Raw genomic sequence first — 16,910 nt, 5'->3', positions numbered from 1 at the left:
CGAACTCAGGGGCGGGGGAAACCGGAGGTGTCGAGGGACAGGGTGAAGGGAGCCGGAAGTTCTACGGTCTCGCCGAACTTGCCCGCCCACAACAGGCGGTACGTTCCGCTCGTCGGCTCGCCGTACAAGTGGATCGCCGGTTCTCCGGTCGCGTGCGGGTCGATGAGGAGATAGAGCGGGATGCCCGCAAGGGCATATCCGTGGAGCTTGGCGACGCGGTCATGGACCGCATTCGACCTGGAAGTGATCTCGACGACGAGTTCGGCGGCGGCCGCGGGAATGTAGTTGGCGTCCTCCAGGACCACGTCGTCGGGGGCGACGACGAGGTCCGGGACGAACAGCCCGCTACGAGAGGGGACGGCGACGTTCAGGGTCTGGTAGATCCCGAAATCGTCCTGAACGACGGCCAACAGTGCACGATGCACCTGGTGGGCAATGTAGTTGTGGTGGTTCACGGGCGGTGGTGCCACGGTGATGATCCCGTCGATGATCTCCACCTTGCAGCCCTCGGGCCAGTCCGTCTCCTCCCAGAGGCGGACGAGGCCCTCCCAGCTGTCGCCGCCCTGCGGCGGCTCCTGCTGGACGGTGAGTGCGCTCATGGTGTGCTCCTCAATCGGTTCGTCACCGGTCCCAGCATGCCGAACGGGACCGGCGGGGGTCCACCGGTCCCGTTCACCCGAAGGGGAAGCCGCAGGTCAGGCGATGCGGTCCAGGACGATCGGCGTGGCGGTGAAGGACGTGCCCGCCGCGGCGATGTCGAAGGAGCCGTCCAGCGCCGCCAGGGCGTAGTCGAACTTCTCCGGGGTGTCCGTGTGCAGCGTCATCAGCGGCTGGCCGGCCGTGACGGTGTCGCCCGGCTTCGCGTGCAGCTCGATGCCCGCGCCCGCCTGCACCGGGTCCTCCTTGCGGGCCCGGCCCGCGCCGAGGCGCCAGGCGCCGACGCCGACGCCGTACGCGTCCAGGCGGGTCAGGACGCCCGACTCGGGGGCGGTGACGACGTGCTGCTCGCGGGCCACCGGCAGGGCCGCGTCCGGGTCGCCGCCCTGGGCCGCGATCATCCGGCGCCAGTGGTCCATGGCGGAGCCGTCCGCGAGGGCCTTCGCCGGGTCGGCGTCCTTGATGCCCGCCGCGTCCAGCATCTCCTTGGCCAGCGCGATGGTCAGCTCGACGACGTCGGCCGGGCCGCCGCCGGCGAGGACCTCGACCGACTCGCGGACTTCGAGGGCGTTGCCGGCCGTCAGGCCGAGCGGGGTGGACATGTCGGTGAGCAGCGCGACGGTCTTGACTCCCGAGTCGGTGCCGAGGCCGACCATGGTGCGGGCCAGCTCGCGGGCGTCTTCGATGTTCTTCATGAAGGCGCCGGAGCCGACCTTGACGTCCAGGACGAGCGAGCCGGTGCCCTCGGCGATCTTCTTCGACATGATCGAGGAGGCGATGAGCGGGATCGCCTCGACCGTGCCCGTGACGTCACGCAGCGCGTAGAGCTTCTTGTCGGCCGGGGCCAGTCCGTCGCCGGCCGCGCAGATGACCGCGCCGGTGGTGTCGAGGACGTGCATCATCTCCTCGTTGGAGAGCAGCGCGCGCCAGCCGGGGATGGACTCCAGCTTGTCGAGGGTGCCGCCGGTGTGGCCGAGGCCGCGGCCCGACAGTTGCGGCACGGCCGCGCCGCACGCGGCGACGAGCGGGGCCAGCGGCAGGGTGATCTTGTCCCCGACGCCGCCGGTGGAGTGCTTGTCCGCGGTCGGGCGGGACAGCGCGTCGAAGTTCATGCGCTCGCCGGAGGCGATCATCGCCGCGGTCCAACGGGCGATCTCGGTCCGGTTCATGCCGTTGAGCAGGATGGCCATGGCCAGCGCGGACATCTGCTCGTCGGCCACGACACCGCGGGTGTAGGCGTCGATGACCCAGTCGATCTGCTCGGGGCTCAGCTCACCGCGGTCCCGCTTGGTCCGGATGACGGAGATGACGTCCATGAGGTGCTTCCTTCTACGCGCATAGAGAGAGGAGAGAGGGGTTCGGGGAAAGGAAGTGCGACGGCCCTCCGCCCGGCAGGGCGAAGGGCCGTCGGCACGGCTATCTCAGGTGGTCGGGCCCGAAGGCCTGCGGCAGCATCGCCGCGAGCGGCAGGACCCCGTCCGGGGTCTCCACCAGCAGCTCGTCGCCGCCGAACTCGTACAGCAGCTGGCGGCAGCGTCCGCACGGGACGAGGATCTCGCCCTTGCCGTCCACGCACGTGAAGTGCGTGAGGCGGCCGCCGCCCGTGGCCTGGAGGGAGGAGACCAGGCCGCACTCGGCGCACAGGCCCAGCCCGTAGCTCGCGTTCTCGACGTTGCAGCCGGTCACGATGCGGCCGTCGTCCACGAGGGCGGCGACCCCGACCGGGAAGCCCGAGTACGGGGCGTACGCCCGGGTCATCGCGTCCCGGGCGTGCGTCCGCAGGACGTCCCAGTCCACCGCGGGCTCCGCGGTCACTTGCCCTGGCCCTTGCGGTACGGCATGCCGTCCGCCTTCGGCATCCGCAGGCGCTGCGCCGACAGGGCGAGCACGAGCAGCGTGGTCAGGTACGGGGCCGCGTCGACGAACTGGCTCGGCACCGCGTCGGTCACGGTGTACCAGACGAAGAGCAGGGCCGCGAAGGCCGCGGAGATGCCGGCCTGGATGTACTTCTTCTTGTAGAGCTGCCAGACGCAGACGATGACCAGCAGGATCGCGATCAGCAGCAGCATCGCGTGGACGTTCTCGGCGCCGCCGCGCAGCTTGAGGCTGTCGATGAAGCCGAACAGGCCCGCGCCCAGCGCCATGCCGCCCGGCATCCAGTTGCCGAAGATCATCGCGGCGAGGCCGATGTAGCCGCGGCCGCCGGTCTGGCCCTCCTGGTAGATGGGGCTGGCGACCTCGGACAGGTACACGCCGCCGAGGCCCGCGAGGGCACCGGAGACGATCACGGCGATGTACTTGTACTTGTAGACGTTGACGCCGAGGGACTCGGCGGCGATCGGGTTCTCACCGCAGGAGCGCAGGCGCAGGCCGAAGGAGGTCCGCCACAGCACCCACCAGGTGGCGGGGATCAGCAGCAGGGCCACGATGGTGAGCAGCGAGATCTCGGTGATCAGGCCGCCGATGACGCCGGCGAGGTCCGAGACGAAGAACCAGTGCTTGCCCTGGAGGTCGGCCATCCAGTCCGAGAGGCCCGGAATGGTGATCTTGGTGATGGGCTCGACCTGCGGCGACTGCTTGGAGGAGCCGCCCGGCGCCTCGGCGAACGTGAAGTTCGACAGGTACTGGGTGAAGCCCAGGGCGAGGATGTTGATGGCCACACCGGAGACGATGTGGTTGACGTTGAAGGTGACCGTGATGATCGCGTGCAGCAGGCCGCCGACGGCGCCGCCGGCGATGCCGACGAGCACACCCGACCACGGGCCCCACTGGTAGCCGGCCCAGGCACCGAACCAGGTGCCGAGGATCATCATGCCTTCGAGGCCGATGTTGACGACGCCCGCGCGCTCGGCCCACAGACCGCCGAGGCCGGCGAGGCCGATCGGCACGGCGAGGGAGAGGGCTCCGGAGACCTGGCCGACGGAGGTCAGGTCGTCGGCGCCGGAGATCAGGCGGACGAGCGAGACCAGCGCGAGGCCACCCGCGATGATCAGCAGGATCCAGGGCAGGGTGAGCTTCTTGCGGCTGCCCGGGGCGGGCGCCGCCTTCTTCGTGGAAACGGTGCTGGCGCTCACGCCGCGACCTCCTTCTCGGTCTTCATGGCGTGGCCCGCGGCCAGTTCCTCGCCGACCTTCTGCTGCTGGCGGCGGATGCCGTAGCGGCGGATGAGCTCGTAGGAGACGACCACCGCGATCACGATCAGGCCCTTCATGATCGTGCCGATCTCCTTGGCGTAGCCGGCCGTGTCGAGGCCGGCGGACGCCTTGTCGATGAAGGCCATCAGGAGGGCGGCGAAGAAGATGCCCACGGGGCTGTTGCGGCCGAGCAGGGCGATGGTGATGCCGGTGAAGCCGACGCCCACGGGGAAGACGAGGGTGTACGTGTGGCTCTCGCCGAGCAGCACGGGCATGCCGGACAGGCCGGCGACAGCGCCGGAGATGAGCATCGCGGTGATGATCATCTTCTTGGAGTCGACACCGGAGGCCGCGGCGGCGGACTCGCTCGCACCGCTGGCGCGCAGGTCGAAGCCGAAGCGGGTGCGGTTGAGTACGAACCAGTAGACGACGCCGAGGGCGAAGGCGATGAAGGTGAAGCCGTAGATCTCGCCCGAGTCGCCGAGGGAGAGGGCCGGGAACCAGCCGGACTCGGCGATCTCGCCGGTGGTGAGGTCGTTGGAGCCCTCCACCTGCACGCCGAGGTTCTTCGGCAGGATCAGCCAGGCGATCAGGCTGGTCGCGATGGCGTTCAGCATGATCGTCGATACGACCTCGCTCACGCCGCGCTTGGCCTTGAGGACACCGGCGATGCCGGCCCAGAAGGCGCCGGTCAGCATCGCGACGACGACGATCAGGAGGATGTGCAGCGGACCGGGCAGCGCGATGGCGCCACCGACCACGGCGGAGATCATCGCGGCGAGGCGGTACTGGCCGTCGACGCCGATGTTGAAGAGGTTCATCCGGAAGCCGATGGCGACGGCCAGGGCTGCCAGGTAGTACGTGCCGGCCTGGTTGACGATGAGGACCTGGATGTCCTCGTAGCCGCCGTTCTCCACCATGATGCGCAGGGGCTCGATCGGGTTGATGCCCGTCGCCGCCAGCACGATCATGGTCAGTACGAACGCGCTGACCAGCGCGAGCAGGGGCCCGGCGATGGCGAGCATCAGCCGGTCCTTGTCGAATGTCTTCATCGGGCCTCGTCCTCCGTCGTGTCACCGTCGGCAGCGGCGGAGTGGTTGTCGGTTGCTTCCAGGTGCCCCGAGGCGGCGCCCGTCATGGCGGTGCCCAGCTCCTCGGGGGTGACGGTCGCCGGGTCGGCGTCCGCGACCAGGCGGCCGCGGTAGATCACGCGCAGGGTGTCGGACAGGCCGATGAGCTCGTCCAGGTCGGCGGAGATCAGCAGCACGGCCAGGCCCTCGCGGCGGGCCTCGCGGATCGCGTCCCAGATCTGCGCCTGCGCGCCGACGTCCACACCGCGGGTGGGGTGGGCGGCGATGAGGAACTTGGGGTTGTGGCTCATCTCGCGGCCGACGATCAGCTTCTGCTGGTTGCCGCCGGAGAGCGAGGCCGCGGTGACGTCGATGCCGGGCGTGCGGACGTCGTACTCGCGCACGATCCGCTCGGTGTCCTTGCGGGCCGCCTTCGGGTCGAGGATGCCCTTCTTGGAGTTGGGCGCCTCGGTGACGTGGCCGAGGATGCGGTTCTCCCAGAGCGGGGACTCCAGCAGCAGGCCGTGGCGGTGGCGGTCCTCGGGGATGTAGCCGATGCCGCCCTCGCGGCGCTTGCGCACCGACATCCCGGTGATGTCCGCGCCGTCCAGGGTGATGACGCCCGCGTCGGGGGCCATCATGCCCATGAGGGCCTCGATCAGCTCCGTCTGGCCGTTGCCCTCGACACCGGCGATGCCGAGGATCTCGCCCTTGTGGATGGTGAGGTTGATGTCGTCCAGCAGCAGGCGGCCGACCTCGGCCTTCTCCTGGGTCGAGGAGTCCGGGGCGCCCGCGGGGACCAGGACCTCCGGCTCGGCGACGACGGCGCCGCCCGCGGCGACGGTCAGACCCGCCACCTGGAGCATCGGGGTCGTGGTCACCGTCGACTCGCGGGTCTCCGGCGAGGGCAGCTCCGCACCGACCATCAGCTCGGCGAGCTGCTTGGGGGTGGCGGTCTTCGGGTCGGCGGTGCCGACCGTGGTGCCGCGCCGGATGACGGTGATGTCGTCGGCGACCTTCAGGACCTCGCCCAGCTTGTGCGAGATGAAGATGACGGTCAGGCCCTCGGACTTGAGCTCGCGCAGGTTGTCGAAGAGTGCGTCCACCTCCTGCGGCACGAGCACGGCGGTCGGCTCGTCGAGGATGAGGATCTTGGCGCCGCGGTAGAGGACCTTGAGGATCTCCACGCGCTGGCGGTCGGCGACGCCGAGGTCCTCGACGAGGACGTCGGGGCGCACGCCCAGGCCGTACGCGTCCGAGATCTCCATGATCTTCTTGCGCGCCTTGGCGCCGATGCCGTACAGCTTCTCGCCGCCGAGAACGACGTTCTCCAGGACGGTGAGGTTGTCGGCGAGCATGAAGTGCTGGTGCACCATGCCGATGCCGCGGGCGATGGCGTCGCCGGGCGTGCTGAAGGCGACCTGCTCCCCGTCGATGGCGATGGTGCCCTCGTCCGGCTTCTGCATGCCGTAGAGGATCTTCATCAGGGTCGACTTGCCGGCGCCGTTCTCACCGATGAGGGCATGGACCGTGCCCTTGCGAACGGTGATCGCGATGTCCTTGTTGGCGACGACGCCGGGGAAGCGCTTGGTGATGCCGTGCAGTTCTACGGCGGGGGGCGGGCTGGACGCGTTGATGACGCACTCTCCTTGGCGCAAAAGGAGCGGAAGGCAGGGAGGACAGGGCGGGGAGTGAAAGTATCGCGTCCACGATGCTTCTACGCGCGTAGCACTGTCGGAAGTGAAAACTCGCGGCCACGAAGGCTGCTTGGTCACAGAGTAGTGATCACAGAACGAGGCTCGGGGCCCGGGAGCGATGACGACCGCTTCCCGGACCCCGGAGACCAGGACTACACGTCCGAGACTGCCTTACGGGGCGGTCTTGACGGTGATCTTCTTGGCGATGATGTCGGCCTTGGCCTTCTCCACCGCGGCGATGAGGTCGGTCATCTCCTTGTACTTCGGGTTGGAGTCGGCCAGGCCGACGCCGTCCTTGTCCAGGCCGTAGCGGATCTCACCGGTGGTGGGCTTGCCGTCCTCGACCGACTTGATCAGGTTGAAGACGGAGTCCGAGACGTCCTTGGTGACCGAGGTCAGGATGGAGTCCTTGTACTTCGCCAGACCGGCCTGGTTGTACTGGTCGGAGTCGACGCCGATGGCCCACTTGCCCTTGGCGGAAGCGGCCTCGATGGCGCCGGAGCCGGCGAGGCCGGCGGCGGCGTAGATCACGTCGGCGCCCGCGTCGAGCTGGCCCTGCGCGGCGGCCTTGCCCAGGTCGGGCTTGGCGAAACCGTCGAAGTTCGGCGGCTGGGTCAGGTACGCGGAGAGCACCTTGGCGTTCGGGTTGGTGTCCTTGACGCCCTGGGTGAAGCCCGCCTCGAACTTCTTGATCAGCGGGACCTCGACACCGCCGATGAAGCCGACCGTGCCGCTCTTGGACGCCTTGGCGGCGGCGACGCCGGCCAGGTAGGAGCCCTGCTCCTCGTTGAAGACCATGTTGGCGACGTTCGGGCCGGTCACCGAGGTGTCGTCGATGATGCCGAACGTGGTGTTCGGGAACTTCGGCGCGACCTTCTTGATGGCCGGGGCGTAGGCGAAGCCGACGCCGATGACCGGGTTGTTGCCCTTGCGGGCGAGCTCGGTGAGGCGCTGGACCTTGTCGGCCTCGCCCTCGCCGTCGGTGGGCTCGGCCTCGGAGCCCTTGATCTTGAGGTCCGTCTCGGCCTTCTTCAGGCCGGCGTAGGCGGCGTCGTTGAACGACTGGTCGCCGCGGCCACCGATGTCGTACGCGATGGCTGCGGACTTCTGACCCGACTCCGAGGGGGAGGAGGAGGCGTCAGAGGACTTCTTACCGCCACAGGCGGTGGCCGAGAGGGCCAGCGCCGCGGACGCGATGCCCACGGTGGCGATCCTGGTGATCCGGCGCAAGGGGAGGCTCCTTCAAAACCTGACCGAAGCGCCACGACCGGCGCTGGTTTCGCGGCGATCGTAACGCGCGTAGATGTCAGTTAAAGGCCCGTTCATGAGTCGTTATCGGATCGTCGCGAACCGGACAGTGACCGATCGGTAACTGCCACCGTGTCCAGCCCTTGTGTACCAAGGGCTGGACACGTCCGCCGGGAGACCCGCCGATGCGGTACGGGAACCGGTCGGAGCGCTACCGGGACGGCGGAGTACGGCGCCCGTCGATCAGGGCGGCGGCGGTGAAGAACTCCACACCGACGGCGATCGCGTCCTCGTCCACGTCGAAGTCCCCGCGGTGCAGGTCGCGCTTGGCCGTGTCACCCGGTGTGCGGACGCCGAGGCGCGCCATGGCGCCCGGCACGTGCTCCAGGTACCAGGAGAAGTCCTCCCCGCCCAGGCTCTGCTCGGTGTCCTCGACCGAGGCGGCGCCGAAGCGGGCTCCCATCGCCTCGCGCAGCAGTTCGGTGATCACCGGGTCGTTGACGACCGGCGGCACCCCGCGCACGTGGTTGATCTCGAACTTGGCCCCGTGCATGGTCGCGATCTCGTCGATCGCCGCGTGGATCATGTCCGGCGCCTCGTGCCAGGCGGCCAGGTCCAGGCACCGTACGGTCCCGGACAGCTCGGCGTGCATGGGGATCACGTTGCAGGCGTGCCCGGACTCGATCCGGCCCCAGGTCACCGACATGCCGGCTCGGGCGTCCATCCGGCGGGCGAGCAGCGCGGGGGCGTCGAGGGCCACCCGGGCGGCGGCCGTCACCAGGTCCGTGGTCAGGTGCGGCCGGGCGGTGTGCCCGCCCGACCCGGTGAGGCTGACCTCCAGCCGGTCGCAGGCGGAGGTGATGGGGCCGGGCCGCAGTCCGATCCGGCCGGCGTCGACCCGGGGGTCGCAGTGCACGGCGACGATCCGGCCCACGCCGTCGAGCACACCGGACTCGATGGCATCGGTGGCGCCGCCCGGCAGCACCTCCTCGGCGGGCTGGAAGAGCAGCCGCACCGGCCGGGGCAGGAGCCCCTGCCGGTCGAGCTCGGCCAGGACGAGGCCGGCGCCGAGGACGACGGCCGTGTGCACGTCGTGCCCGCAGGCGTGGGCGCGGTCCGGGGAGGTCGAGCGGTACGGGACGTGCGTCTTGGTGTCGGGGATGGGCAGGGCGTCGATGTCCGCGCGCAGGGCCAGCATCGGCCGGCCCCCGTCCCAGGTGCCTACGTCACAGATCAGGCCGGTGCCGGACTTCAGGACCCGTGGTCGCAGGCCGGCCTGTTCGAGCCTGGCCTTGATCGCCGCGGTGGTGCGGAATTCCTGGTGTCCGAGCTCCGGGTGCATGTGCAGGTCCCGGCGGAAGGCGATCAGTTCGGTGCGCAGGTGGTCCGGAAGTTTGCCGGGCAGCTCGGGCCGGTCGGACGCGACGGGCTGGAGGGTCTGGGACTCGCGGGACATCAACTGGTTCACCCGTTGAAGGGTAGGCGCACGGATGGGTCAACCGACCGGGGATCACGAAAAGTTCATGCCGTTAGGGGAAAGAAACACTGCCTCTGGACGCATGACCGGGTGGACCCGGGGGTAAACTCGCGCGCTCATCCGGCCGCAGGCGTCGCCCGGGCGGGCAGTCTGCGCACATCACGAGCGGTGTCCGTGACCCCCGCCAGGAAGCCGCGGGCACGCGGGGAGGCGGAGCCGGTGAGCCAGGCCGGGTCCACCTCGCATACGGCGACGGTCACACCGGTACCGGTCAGGGCGTACGGCAGCGTGTGGACGACCGTGGACGGAAAGCTGAGGACCGTCCGGCCGACGGGACCGCGCCGCGCGATCAGCTCCAGCGGCAGGTCGGGGCGCACGATCTCCAGCCCGGTCGTCCGGCTCAGCGCGCGCAGCTTCTCCGGGGACTCGCGGCGGTGCGCGAAGTAGCGGGTGGCGCCGTGCTCCAGGGCGAGGGAGCGGACCGCGTCCAGGTAGCGGTCCGGGTCCACGACGCCGGTCTCGACGAGCGAGGTGCCGACGAGGTCGGTGCCCCTGGTGAGGCGGGGCGGGCCGAAGCGGGCGCGGGTCCAGGCGAAGTCGTTGGTCCGCAGCGTCATCCCGGCGTGCGGGGTGACGGGCATCGAGGTGAACACCTCGACGCGGCGCGCCGACCCTGCCGCCGGGACGAAGCGGCGCCGCGCCGCCGCGGAGACGGGCGCGTACGCCAGCTCGCGGACCCGGCCGGGCAGCCCGCCGCCGCCGACCCGGTGCCAGCGCACCAGGCGCTCGCCGCGGGCGGTCTGCGCGACGAACTCCATGGTGGCGGTGCCGTCGTCGACCACGACGAGTTCCTCGGCGCGCACCAGGGTGAGCAGGAGCTGGACGTAGCGGGAGAAGGGGTCGCCGACGAGGACGGTACGCGCCGCGCGGACGTCGCGTGCCAGAGCGGCGAGCGCCTTCAGCGGGGCGACCCGGCTGCCGCGCGCCTCCTGCCACAGCACCTCGTACCCCTCGTCCCGGGCCAGGGCCGCCATCCGGCGCAGCTGGCCGCGGGACATGGGGTCGGTGGGCGGCAGCACGACGATCCGCAACGGTGCGAGCGCCTCCGCCCGGCGCGGGCCGGGATCCGGCTGCGCCTGCGCCGGCTCCCGGCCGGCGCGGCGGGCGCGCTGGCTCGGGACGGCGTCCAGCGGTCTGCCGGCCGCGGTGCCGCGCGCGTACGCCCACTCCAGCACGTTGAGGAGTTGGACCGGGCTCTCGACGAACGCCAGGGTGGAGGCGGAGGTGCTCACACGTACTCCTTGTCGGGGGCGGGACCGGTGCGCGCCGGAGCCGTTCCTCAGACGGATGCCAGCTCGCCGCGGACGCGGCGGAGCTTCTTCATGGGGCCGAGCTCGGACGCGTAGACGCGCTTGACCCCGTCGCCGAGGGCGGTCTCGATGGTGCGGATGTCGCGGACCAGGCGGGTGAGGCCGCCGGGCTCGACGGAGGCGGCCTGGTCGGAGCCCCACATCGCGCGGTCGAGGGTGATGTGCCGCTCGACGAAGGTGGCGCCGAGGGCGACGGCGGCGAGGGTGGTCTGCAGGCCCGTCTCGTGGCCCGAATAGCCGATCGGGACGTTGGGGTACTCCTCGCGCAGGGTGTTGATGACGCGCAGGTTGAGCTCCTCGGCCTTGGCCGGGTACGTCGAAGTGGCGTGGCAGAGGAGGATGTTCGCGCTGCCGAGCACCTCGACGGCGTGGCGGATCTGCTGCGGGGTGGACATGCCGGTGGAGAGGACGACGGTGCGGCCGGTGGCGCGCAGGGCGCGCAGCAGTTCGTCGTCGGTGAGGCAGGCGGAGGCCACCTTGTGGGCGGGGACGTCGAACTTCTCCAGGAAGGCGACGGCCTCGGTGTCCCACGGGGAGGCGAACCAGTCGATGCCGCGCTGCGCGCAGTGCTCGTCGATGGCGCGGTAGTCCTCCTCGCCGAATTCGACGCGGTGGCGGTAGTCGATGTAGGTCATCCGGCCCCAGGGGGTGTCGCGTTCGATGTCCCACTGGTCGCGCGGGGTGCAGATCTCCGGGGTGCGCTTCTGGAACTTCACGGCGTCGCAGCCGGCTTCGGCGGCGGCGTCGATGAGGGCGAAGGCGTTGCCGAGGTCGCCGTTGTGGTTGATGCCGATCTCGCCGACGACGTAGACGGGGCGGCCGGGGCCGGCGGTGCGCGCGCCGAAGGTGCGCAGGCGCGGGTCGGGGAGGGAGGTCATGGCAGAGGGCGTCCTTCGGTGCGGGGGCGTACGGGGTGCGGGCTGCGGGTCGGGGTCCGGATCGGGGTGCGGGGAGGGTGCCGTGGCGGGGCGCGGGTCGAGCAGGGGGGCGAGCAGCCGGGCGCGGTCCAGGTCGTGCGGGTCGTCGATCTCCAGGACCCGGGCGGGATCGGTGGCGACGGGGACGGTGCGCCCGAAGAAGCGGTGGCGGGCGGCGCGGAAGCCGGCGGCGTCCATGGCGTAGGCGGCGCCGGTCTCCAGCAGGTCCTGCGGCCGGTCCTGGCGGCGCGGCCGGTGGGCGGGGTCGTGGTTGACCCCGGTCCCGGAGCCGTCCGGCCCGCCCCGCCAGAGGAAGCCGTGGAACGGCGCAACGGCCAGGGCCGAGTCGGCCGCCCCGGAGGCGACGGCCACGGCGACCGACTCGACGTCGGAGGTCGCGAGGAAGGGGCTGGTGCACTGGACGAGGAGGACCACGTCCACGGTGAGCGAGTGCAGTTCCTCGAAGGCGCACAGCGCGTGCAGGACGGCGGCCTCGCTGCTCGCGGTGTCGCCGGAGAGGGCGGCGGGGCGGGCGATCACGTCGGCGCCGGCGGCGCGGGCGGCTGCGGCGACGGCCCCGGAGTCGGTGGAGACGACCACGTCGGTGACGGTCGGCGCGGCCCGGCAGGCGAGCACGGCGCGGGCGACGAGCGGGGTGCCGGCGACCTCGGCGAGGTTCTTGCCCGGGACCCCTTTGGAGCCGCCGCGGGCGGGAATGACGGCGAGGACCCTCACAGCTCCCCCAGCCTTCGGATCACCGGGGCGACGCGCTGCACCCCGTGCCGGTACGCCCCCCGGGCGGCTTCGCGCAGGTGGGCGCGCAGCCGGCGGCGCAGCCGGGACTCCCCCGCCCCGCTGCGTACGGCGCCCGGCAGCGGGGTGCCGTCGGGGGCGAGGCGGTGCCGGGCCAGGATGCCCGGCAGGTAGCCGGGAGCGGTGGTGAGCGTGTAGTAGGGGGCGGGTGAGGGCAGCCGGGCCGCGGTGAGCAGTCCGGCGACCTTGGCCCGGGCGAGGGCGTAGGGGTCGGCCTCTGCGGCGGTACCGGGCGCGGCCGTTGCGTGCGCGGCGTTCCCGGGCGCGGCCGCGGCGGCCGCACCGCCGTGGGGGCCCCGGCCGGTGCCGGTCGCCCGGACCCCGTGGGCGGCCAGCCAGACCGGGTCGCCCTCGGGCAGCAGCCCGGAGTCGAGCTGGTCCCAGGAGGCCAGGCAGCCGGAGCCGAGGAAGTGGTGGTTGCCGAGCGCCTCGCGGATGCCGAGGTCGGTGAGGACCGCCGTCGGGATGCCGCGGTGCAGGGATTCCAGGGCGGCCGTGGAGGAGACGGTGACCAGCAGGTCGGTGCCGTCCAGCACCTCGCCCATGTTCCCGTGGACCAGCCGGCAGTTGGCGGGCAAGCCGCCGGGGAGGCGCTGCGCGAGCCGCTGGTAGGGCTGCTCCTCCAGGTGCGTGGTGTGCTCCCCGGGCTTGCTGCGCAGCTTGACCAGCACCTCGCGGTCGGGGTGCAGCCGGGCGTGGCGGGCCGCGCGCTCCAGCAGGTAGGCGCGGTCGGCGCGGTCGTCGGGAACGGAGGGCTGCACGGCGAAGACCACCGTGCGGGTCCGGCTCCCGGCCGGTTCGTACGGCGTTCCGCCCAGGAAGGGCAGCGCGGTCTCGGTGACCGCGCCCGCGTCGGCGCCGACCCCGTCGTACACGGCGCGGAAGCGCTCGGCGTCGTGGCGGGAGTTGGCGAGGACGAGGTCGGCCCCGTGCCGCAGGAGCAGCCCGTCGGCGAGCTTCTCGTAGACGACCCCGACGTAGCCGGTGACGAGCACGGGGCGCCGGGCGGGGGCCGGCCACAGGGCGCGGGCCCCGTGCAGGACGGCCTGGACGGCCCCGCCGACGAGGGCGAGGACCACCACGTCGTAGGGCTCGCGTTCGATCTCGGCGAGGAACTCGGTGCAGGTCACCTCGGCCAGCCGGTCGGCCGGTACCCCCACCTCACCGAGCTGGCGCGCGGTGGGCGTGGCACGGCCGCGCAGCAGGAAGCCGGTGAGCTGGTGGTCGGGCACGAGGCGGCGGGCGGTGTTCGCGCCCCATTTCCATCTCGTGTCGGAATCGGCGAGTACGGCGACGCGTTTGCGTTCTGGCACGCGGCAGAAGCTATTCCGCGTTTTCGGTGATCGGCCCAACGAGCGCACAACAGCGGGTTAACAACGCGTCGACCGGACGCGAAAGCGGGCGGGTTAACCCGTCCGCCCCGCGCCGTTCACGTGCATTCCGCGTCCGGGCCACAGTGAATGCCGGGCCGCGCCCTAGTGTCTCGCGGGTGCCCAAGCTTTCTGTTGTCGTGCCGTTCTACAACGTGCAGACGTACGCACCGGACGCCCTGAAGAGTCTCGAACTGAACGCCCGGGAGGATTTCGAGTTCCTGCTCGTCGACGACTGCTCGACGGACGGGACGCCCGAGCTGCTGGAACGGGCGGCGCGCGAGCTGCCGGGGGCGGTGCTCCTGCGACAAGGCCGCAACGGCGGCCTGGCCACGGCGCGGAACACCGGGCTGGACGCGGCCCGCGGCGAGTACCTGGCCTTCCTGGACGGCGACGACTGGCTGGCGCCCGGCCACCTGGCCCGGATGCTGGCCGCCATCGAGGCTCTGGGCTGCGATTTCATCCGTACCGACCATGTGCGGTGCACGGGTCGGACACGGAGCGTGCAGCGCGTGCCCTACGGCCCACAGTCCGTCGTCGCCGATCCGCGCAGCGCGATCCTGCCGGCCGACCGGGCGACTTCGGTGGACTATCCGTACGCCTGGGCCGGCATGTACCACCGGCGGCTGCTGGACCGCGGCCTGCTGCACTTCACCGACGGGCTGCGCACGGCGGAGGACCGGCCGTGGATCTGGCGGTTGCACCGGGAGGCGGAGTCCTTCGCGGCGGTGGGACTGCCCGGGGTCTTCTACCGGCGGGGCGTTTCCACCTCGCTCACGCAGATCAAGGACGAACGGCAGCTCGATTTCATTCGGGCATTCGACCAGGTCCTCGCCGACGTCGGCACCGACCGGGAATCCGATCTGCTGCTGCCCAAATCCGTCCGAACGTATTGCGCGATCATCGCGCACCATTTCGGATCCATCGAAAGGTACGAACCGGCCGCGGCCAGGAAACTCCGGCTCATGTCCGCGGCCGCGCTCGGCCGCATGCCCCAGGACGTGCTGGACCGGGTGCTGGACGCGATGGACGTCGAACGCGCCACGGTCCTGCGCCGCCTGCGCGGCGGACGCCGCACGGCGACCCGGTCGGGGGCGACCGTCTGATGCTCACGCAGATCTTCCTGGCCTCCACCCTCTACGGCGCGGCCACGCTCGCGGCGGCCATCGACGCGGGATGCTTCCCGCCCGCCGGCCGGCGGATCCTGCTGACCAGCAACCACGCCGTCACCGCAGAGGTGTCCCCGGGCCTGGCGGGCATGCCCGGCTTCGCCGCCCTGCGCACCCGCTTCGACGAGGTGCTCGACTGGAACACCGTGATCGAGCCGCAGCACCCGAGCACTTGGGCCCCGCGTGCCGAGGACGTCCCGCTGTGGGAGCGGCAGCTGCGGACGCTGTGGGGGCTCGGCGAGGACCGGGTCGAGCTGGTCGTGGAGTCGCTCCAGGTGCCGCCGGCCCAGTCCCTGTGCCGGCTCTTCCCGGGCGCGGCGGTCGACGTCTACGCCGACGGCCTGATGAGCTACGGACCCACCCGCTTCCGCCTCGACCCGCAGCTGGGCATGCGCGTGCGGCGGGTGCTCCACCTGGATCTGGTGCCGGGCCTGGAGCCGCTGCTGCTGACGGAGTTCGGCGCGCGGCAGGAGGTGGTGCCCGCCGCGTCCTTCCTGAAGGTCCTCGACGAGCTTCCCCCGCCCGGTCCGGACCTCGACGGCGTGGGCGCGTGCCCGGCCCTGCTGCTGGGCCAGTACCTGTCGGCACTCGACCTGATGACCGCGGACGAGGAGGAGGAACTGCACGCCTCGATGGTCCGGGGCGCCTTCGCGCTCGGACACCGCGAGCTGGTCTTCAAACCCCACCCGAGCGCGCCGGCCGCCCACGCCCGCCGGGCCGCGGCGGAGGCCGAACGGCTCGGTGCCCGGCTCACCGTGACGAGCAGCCCGGTGCTGGCGGAGACCCTCTACCGGCGGATGCGCCCGGCGCTGGTCGTCGGCTGCTTCTCCACCGGGCTGCTGACCGCCGCGACGCTGTACGGTCTGCCCGTCGCCCGCACCGGCACCGCAGCCGTGCTGGCCCGGCTGGCTCCGTACCAGAACAGCAACCGGGTGCCGTTGGCGCTGGTGGACTCCCTCCTGCCGGACCTGGCGGACCGGGAGGCGGTCCGCGCCTGGACTCCCGAGTCCGTGGGCCGGACGGGAGCCGAGCGGGCCGGGCTCCTGACGGCCGTGGGGTTCACCATGCAGCCGCAGATCCTGGCGGCGCGCCGGGCCGCGGCCGAGGCGTACCTGGCCGCGCACCTGACGCCCGCCACCTGGCGGTACTTCACGCGCCGCCGGCTGACGGCACTGGGCCTGCCCGGCGGTATCCCGGCCCAGCTGTCCTTCCTGCCGCGCAGCCGGACCGTGCGGCGGGTGGCGCGGACGCTGCGCCGCGTCCGCGACCGGCGGTCGGCGGCAGGTCCCTGATGTACGGGTGTCAGCCGGTGGCGAGTTTGGCCGCGAAGCCCAGGAAGAGCACGCCCGCCGCCGAGGTCGCCCCGGCCGACAGCCGCTTGCGCCGGCGGAAGGCCTCCGCCAGGCGGGTGCCGCCGAAGATCAGCAGCGTCAGGTAGAGGAAGCTGCCGGTCTGCAGCAGACCGCCGAGGACGAGGAACGACAGCGCCGGATAGGCGTAGGACGGGTCCACGAACTGCACGAAGAAGGACATCAGGAAGAGGATGGCCTTGGGGTTGAGGAGGCTGATCAGCAGCGCCCGCCGGTAGGGCCGCTCGTTCTCGGCCGGGTCGGCGCCGGCCGCGTCCCCCGCGTCGTCGCGCTCCCGGCGCGTGCGCCACAGGGCCCAGGCGCCCCGCATCATGCCCACGGCCAGCCAGGCCAGGTACCCGGCTCCGAGGAACTTCACCACGGTGAAGACCAGCGGGCTCGCCCGGAGGAGCGCCCCGGCGCCCACGGCGGTGAGCGCCATCAGCACGGCGTCGCCGGTGAACACCCCGGCGGCGGCCTTGTAGCCCGTGCGCACACCGCGGCGGGCGGCGACGGACAGCACGTAGAGCGAGTTCGGTCCCGGCAGGAGAATGATCAGGACGAGGCCGGCGAGGTACGTCGGCAGATCGGTGACACCCAGCATGGGCAGGAGTGTCCCATGAGGACGCACCTGACGGT

General features: G+C 71.6%; 14 protein-coding genes and 1 pseudogene. 2 read left to right on the top strand and 13 right to left on the bottom strand.

The features are described from left to right. Positions 1 to 5: 5 nt before the first annotated feature. From IF89_RS0110290 to IF89_RS0110240, 12 genes and pseudogenes are all read right to left on the bottom strand, one after another. A complete protein-coding gene (locus IF89_RS0110290; RefSeq protein ID WP_030764378.1) occupies positions 6 to 599 on the bottom strand; it encodes a Uma2 family endonuclease in 594 nt (197 codons plus the stop codon). Between the two features lie 96 nt (positions 600 to 695). Further along, positions 696 to 1,973: a thymidine phosphorylase gene (locus IF89_RS0110285; protein ID WP_030764377.1), complete on the bottom strand. Its 1,278-nt coding sequence runs from the start codon at positions 1,971 to 1,973 to the stop codon at positions 696 to 698. Positions 1,974 to 2,073: 100 nt separating this feature from the next. Further along, entirely contained in the window at positions 2,074 to 2,472 is a 399-nt protein-coding gene (locus tag IF89_RS0110280) for a cytidine deaminase (protein ID WP_030764376.1), read from the bottom strand. Next, a complete protein-coding gene (locus IF89_RS0110275; protein WP_030764375.1) occupies positions 2,469 to 3,731 on the bottom strand; it encodes an ABC transporter permease in 1,263 nt (420 codons plus the stop codon). Before IF89_RS0110275 ends, IF89_RS0110280 begins: the two co-directional genes overlap by 4 nt. Beyond that, on the bottom strand, positions 3,728 to 4,843 hold the full coding sequence (locus IF89_RS0110270; RefSeq protein ID WP_030764373.1) for an ABC transporter permease: 1,116 nt from the start codon (positions 4,841 to 4,843) through the stop codon (positions 3,728 to 3,730). The genes IF89_RS0110275 and IF89_RS0110270 overlap by 4 nt, the downstream gene beginning before the upstream one ends. Next, a complete protein-coding gene (locus IF89_RS0110265) occupies positions 4,840 to 6,519 on the bottom strand; it encodes an ABC transporter ATP-binding protein (protein WP_051806941.1) in 1,680 nt (559 codons plus the stop codon). Before IF89_RS0110265 ends, IF89_RS0110270 begins: the two co-directional genes overlap by 4 nt. A 210-nt stretch (positions 6,520 to 6,729) precedes the next feature. After that, positions 6,730 to 7,788 (bottom strand): BMP family lipoprotein, encoded by a 1,059-nt coding sequence (locus IF89_RS0110260; RefSeq protein WP_030764369.1) that lies wholly within the window; start codon positions 7,786 to 7,788, stop codon positions 6,730 to 6,732. A 229-nt stretch (positions 7,789 to 8,017) separates the two neighbouring features. Beyond that, positions 8,018 to 9,262 carry an amidohydrolase gene (locus tag IF89_RS0110255; RefSeq protein ID WP_030764368.1) on the bottom strand — a complete coding sequence of 415 codons (1,245 nt, stop codon included), beginning with the start codon at positions 9,260 to 9,262 and terminating at the stop codon, positions 8,018 to 8,020. Between the two features lie 137 nt (positions 9,263 to 9,399). Then, the gene (locus IF89_RS0110250; protein WP_030764367.1) at positions 9,400 to 10,575 is read right to left on the bottom strand and encodes a hypothetical protein; all 1,176 of its coding nucleotides are present in this window, start codon (positions 10,573 to 10,575) and stop codon (positions 9,400 to 9,402) included. A gap of 47 nt (positions 10,576 to 10,622) precedes the next feature. After that, on the bottom strand, positions 10,623 to 11,531 hold the full coding sequence (locus IF89_RS47570) for an N-acetylneuraminate synthase family protein (RefSeq protein WP_030764365.1): 909 nt from the start codon (positions 11,529 to 11,531) through the stop codon (positions 10,623 to 10,625). Positions 11,532 to 11,945: 414 nt separating this feature from the next. Next, positions 11,946 to 12,305: pseudogene (locus IF89_RS47565) on the bottom strand (cytidylyltransferase domain-containing protein); the annotation flags it as partial. Then, the gene (locus IF89_RS0110240; protein WP_030764363.1) at positions 12,302 to 13,696 is read right to left on the bottom strand and encodes a DUF6716 putative glycosyltransferase; all 1,395 of its coding nucleotides are present in this window, start codon (positions 13,694 to 13,696) and stop codon (positions 12,302 to 12,304) included. The gene IF89_RS0110240 and the pseudogene IF89_RS47565, both read right to left, overlap by 4 nt. Positions 13,697 to 13,872: 176 nt before the next feature. Between IF89_RS0110240 and IF89_RS0110235 the strand changes: the two genes are divergently transcribed. Together IF89_RS0110235 and IF89_RS0110230 are read left to right on the top strand one after the other, a co-directional pair. Continuing rightward, positions 13,873 to 14,859: a glycosyltransferase family 2 protein gene (locus IF89_RS0110235; RefSeq protein ID WP_030764360.1), complete on the top strand. Its 987-nt coding sequence runs from the start codon at positions 13,873 to 13,875 to the stop codon at positions 14,857 to 14,859. Next, entirely contained in the window at positions 14,859 to 16,214 is a 1,356-nt protein-coding gene (locus IF89_RS0110230) for a polysialyltransferase family glycosyltransferase (RefSeq protein ID WP_030764358.1), read from the top strand. The genes IF89_RS0110235 and IF89_RS0110230 overlap by 1 nt, the downstream gene beginning before the upstream one ends. 10 nt (positions 16,215 to 16,224) lie before the next feature. Here IF89_RS0110230 and leuE read toward each other — a convergent pair whose 3' ends face one another. Further along, positions 16,225 to 16,875, bottom strand: coding sequence for a leucine efflux protein LeuE (leuE, locus tag IF89_RS0110225; protein ID WP_030764352.1), 651 nt, complete (start codon positions 16,873 to 16,875; stop codon positions 16,225 to 16,227). Positions 16,876 to 16,910 lie beyond the last annotated feature (35 nt).

The sequence above is a fragment of the Streptomyces sp. NRRL F-2664 genome, from assembly GCF_000719345.1.
GTDB lineage: Bacteria > Actinomycetota > Actinomycetes > Streptomycetales > Streptomycetaceae > Streptomyces.
This window is presented reverse-complemented; position numbering and strand designations above follow the sequence as displayed.

What these genes read in the sequence shown, in the direction of transcription:
- IF89_RS0110290 (WP_030764378.1), bottom strand. Translation starts at nt 599, where the DNA reads ATGAGCGCACTCACCGTCCAGCAGGAGCCGCCGCAGGGCGGCGACAGC.
- IF89_RS0110285 (WP_030764377.1), bottom strand. Translation starts at nt 1,973, where the DNA reads ATGGACGTCATCTCCGTCATCCGGACCAAGCGGGACCGCGGTGAGCTG.
- IF89_RS0110270 (WP_030764373.1), bottom strand. Translation starts at nt 4,843, where the DNA reads ATGAAGACATTCGACAAGGACCGGCTGATGCTCGCCATCGCCGGGCCC.
- IF89_RS0110255 (WP_030764368.1), bottom strand. Translation starts at nt 9,262, where the DNA reads ATGTCCCGCGAGTCCCAGACCCTCCAGCCCGTCGCGTCCGACCGGCCC.
- IF89_RS47570 (WP_030764365.1), bottom strand. Translation starts at nt 11,531, where the DNA reads ATGACCTCCCTCCCCGACCCGCGCCTGCGCACCTTCGGCGCGCGCACC.
- IF89_RS0110230 (WP_030764358.1), top strand. Translation starts at nt 14,859, where the DNA reads ATGCTCACGCAGATCTTCCTGGCCTCCACCCTCTACGGCGCGGCCACG.
- leuE (WP_030764352.1), bottom strand. Translation starts at nt 16,875, where the DNA reads ATGCTGGGTGTCACCGATCTGCCGACGTACCTCGCCGGCCTCGTCCTG.